Raw genomic sequence first — 3,021 nt, 5'->3', positions numbered from 1 at the left:
CCATCGCGCTGGTCGCAACGCTGTTCGTCTTCTGGCTGATGCGCGCAACGCCCGCTGGTTTCGAAATCAAAATCGCCGGACTTAATCCGCGCGCGGCGCGCTACAGCGGCGTGGATGTCAATCGCCGTCAAATGGGCGCGGTTTTCCTCGGCGGTGGATTGGCGGCGCTGGCAGGATTATGCGCGGTGTTAGGCGTGCAACATCGCCTGATGGAAGGGATTTCCGGCGGCGTCGGCTTTATCGGCGTGGTGGTGGCCTTACTCGCACGCCTCAATCCGCTGCTGGTAATCCCGACTGCCATTCTTTACGGCGGGCTGGAAGTCGGCGGCAGCGCCATGCAGCGCCAAACCGGCTTGCCCACTTCGGTGGTGCTGATTCTGCAAAGTTTGGTGGTGTTACTGATTCTGGCCGGCGATCTGCTGCGCTACTACCGCATCAACCTGCCCGGCGGGCGTAAGTCGCGCAGCCAGCTGGCGGAGGAACAATCATGAATTTGTGGATGAATCTCGATACCGCCTTTTTCGTCAGCTGGCTGGCCGCCGCCGTGCGCCTTGCCGGTCCGGTATTACTGGCGGCGCTGGGCGAAATCTATGCCGAGCGTTCTGGCGTACTGAATATTGGTATTGAAGGCACCATTCTGCTCGGCGCGCTCTCCAGCTACATGATGGCGGTGGAGAGCGGATCAACCGCGCTGGGCTTTATCGTCGGTGGCGTAGGCGGGTTGCTGGTTGGCTGCGTGCTGGCGGCGCTCTACCTGCGCGCCCATGCCAGCCAGATTGTGGTGGGCATCGTCTTCAATATTTTAGCCGCCGGATTAGCCACCTGGATTTACGCGCTGGTAATGGGCAACGATTCTTCGCCCACCATCCCAATGCTCGAACCCTGGCATGTGCCGTTACTCTCTTCGCTGCCGTTTATTGGCCCGATTCTGTTCCAGCAGCCGCTGCCGCTCTATCTCACTTTGCTGCTGGCGGTGCTGGCGCACTTTGGTCTGTTTCATACCCGCTTTGGCCTGTCGCTGCGCGCGGTGGGCGAAAACCCGCGTGCTGCGCATGCCGCCGGACTCAACGTGTTGAAGATCCGCACGTGGGGCGTGCTGTTCTCCTGCGTCGGTGCCGGTTTGGCGGGTAGCTATCTGGTCACCGCGCAGATCGGCCTGTTCCGCGACAACATCGTCAGTGGACAAGGTTTTATCGCACTGGCGATTGTCATCTTTGGCCGCTGGAGCCCGCTGAAAGCGCTGCTTGCCGCCTTTATCTTTGGCGCCGCAGATGCCCTGCAACTGTCGCTGCAGCTGTTTGAAAACACGCTGCCGCCGCAAGTGCTGCTGGCGCTGCCTTACCTGCTCACCATTCTGGCGATGTCTGGCGTGGTGGGACGCACATTGCAACCTGGCGCGTTAACGCAGCCTTATCGAAAGGAATAACGTATGAAATCGTTTCGTTTCAACAATCTTGCGGATGTGAAGGCGTTCCGTATCAGTCCGGATAGCAGCAACTATTTCGCCATCTTGTTCGACAAACCGTTAGACGGCATAGAGAACATCTTCGTGGTAGAGATCTTCAACGTCGGCGGAGCTACGCCACCGAATGAGCACGCCACCGCGCACGAGTTCTTTTATGTGCTGCACGGTGAAGGCGTGGCGCGCTGTAACGACGAAGAACTGGTGATTGGCAAAGGCGATTCGTTGCTGCTGCATCCGGGTAACGATCACGCGATTCGTAACACCGGTAACAGCAAACTCTACACGCTAACGGTGATGACGCCGAATGAAGGCTTCTCGGAACTGATTCGCAGCGGTGACCCTGTCACGCTGGATGAAGAAGATATCCGCGTATTAACGGGAGCCTGATATGGCGGAAAATGTTTTAGGTAGCAGTCGACATAATCAGTGGCGCGTTTCACCGCAAGTGGTTGATACGCGGCGTCCGGCGCAGGCATCGCGTACCGTGCAGCTCACCACGCGCGACCGCTCGGTGATTTTTGATCTGCAGCGTACGGCTATCGTGGTGATTGATATGCAGAACGACTTCTGTCATCCCGAAGGCTGGCTCGGACATATCGGCGTTGATGTCACACCCGCGCGTGCACCGATTGCGCCGTTGCAAGCCTTGCTGCCGACATTGCGCGCTGCGGAAGTGCCGGTGATTTGGCTCAACTGGGGCAATCGCGCCGATAAGCTCAATCTCAGTCCCGCCTTGCTGCACGTCTATAACCCGAACGGCGATGGCGTGGGATTAGGCGATCCGCTGCCGGTTTCCGGCGCGCCGGTATTGCAGGCCGGCAGTTGGGCGGCGGAGGTGGTGGACGAACTGACGCCGGATGCCGAAGATATACGCGTCAACAAATACCGCATGTCCGGTTTTCAGGACAGTGAGCTCGACAGCATCCTGCGAAATCTTAACGTCACCACCCTGCTGTTTGCTGGCGTTAACGTCGATCAATGTGTGCTTTGCACCTTACAAGACGCCAACTTCCGTGGTTACGACTGCCTGCTGCTGGAAGATTGCAGCGCCACCACCTCGCCCGCTTACTGCCGTGATGCCACGCTGTATAACGTGCAGCAATGCTTTGGTTTTGTGGTCAATGCCGCCGAATTACAGCAGCAACTGGAGAACGCCTCATGAGTTACCTGCTGGCCGTCGGCTGGATTATCACCATGAATCCGCAGCGCGAGATTCTGGAACAGGCGAGTTTGCTGATTGAGGATAAGACCATTCGCGCCATCGGCACGCGCGATGCGTTGCAGCAGCGCTATCCGGAAGCGGAAATCATTGACTGCCGCGAACGCATCATCATGCCGGGCATGGTGAACACCCATACGCATCTGTTCCAGACGCTGCTGAAAGGCCTTGGCGATGACATGGTGCTGAAAAAGTGGTTCACCTGCATGACCGGACCCAGTGCCGTGGCGTTGACCGAAGAGGATGTTTACGCCGCCGCGCTGCACGGCTGTATGGAATCATTGCGTTCGGGCGTCACCTCGCTGGTCGATTTTATGTATGCGCATCCACGGCCAGG

The 3,021-nt window shown here is 58.3% G+C and carries 5 protein-coding genes; all 5 read left to right on the top strand.

Features of this window, described 5'->3' with window-relative positions; genetic code table 11:
* Positions 1–491 (top strand): ABC transporter permease subunit (locus tag RTY00_RS22805; RefSeq protein WP_409519165.1); only part of this gene is annotated, 491 nt, incomplete at its 5' end.
* A complete protein-coding gene (locus tag RTY00_RS22800; protein WP_312666446.1) occupies positions 488–1,426 on the top strand; it encodes an ABC transporter permease in 939 nt (312 codons plus the stop codon). The genes RTY00_RS22805 and RTY00_RS22800, both read left to right, overlap by 4 nt.
* A 3-nt stretch (positions 1,427–1,429) precedes the next feature.
* Positions 1,430–1,852 carry a cupin domain-containing protein gene (locus RTY00_RS22795; RefSeq protein ID WP_312666444.1) on the top strand — a complete coding sequence of 141 codons (423 nt, stop codon included), beginning with the start codon at positions 1,430–1,432 and terminating at the stop codon, positions 1,850–1,852.
* A 1-nt stretch (position 1,853) separates the two neighbouring features.
* Positions 1,854–2,627 (top strand): cysteine hydrolase family protein, encoded by a 774-nt coding sequence (locus RTY00_RS22790; protein WP_312666442.1) that lies wholly within the window; start codon positions 1,854–1,856, stop codon positions 2,625–2,627.
* Positions 2,624–3,021, top strand: a 398-nt coding sequence (locus tag RTY00_RS22785; RefSeq protein WP_312666440.1) for an amidohydrolase family protein, incomplete at its 3' end; no start/stop codon positions are given. The genes RTY00_RS22790 and RTY00_RS22785, both read left to right, overlap by 4 nt.

The organism is Pantoea sp. CTOTU49201, from assembly GCF_032054795.1.
Lineage (GTDB): Bacteria > Pseudomonadota > Gammaproteobacteria > Enterobacterales > Enterobacteriaceae > Pantoea > Pantoea symbiotica.
The sequence above is the reverse complement of the archived record's forward strand: the minus strand, read 5'-3'. Positions and strand labels throughout refer to the sequence as shown.

What these genes read in the sequence shown, in the direction of transcription:
- RTY00_RS22800 (WP_312666446.1), top strand. Translation starts at nt 488, where the DNA reads ATGAATTTGTGGATGAATCTCGATACCGCCTTTTTCGTCAGCTGGCTG.
- RTY00_RS22795 (WP_312666444.1), top strand. Translation starts at nt 1,430, where the DNA reads ATGAAATCGTTTCGTTTCAACAATCTTGCGGATGTGAAGGCGTTCCGT.
- RTY00_RS22790 (WP_312666442.1), top strand. Translation starts at nt 1,854, where the DNA reads ATGGCGGAAAATGTTTTAGGTAGCAGTCGACATAATCAGTGGCGCGTT.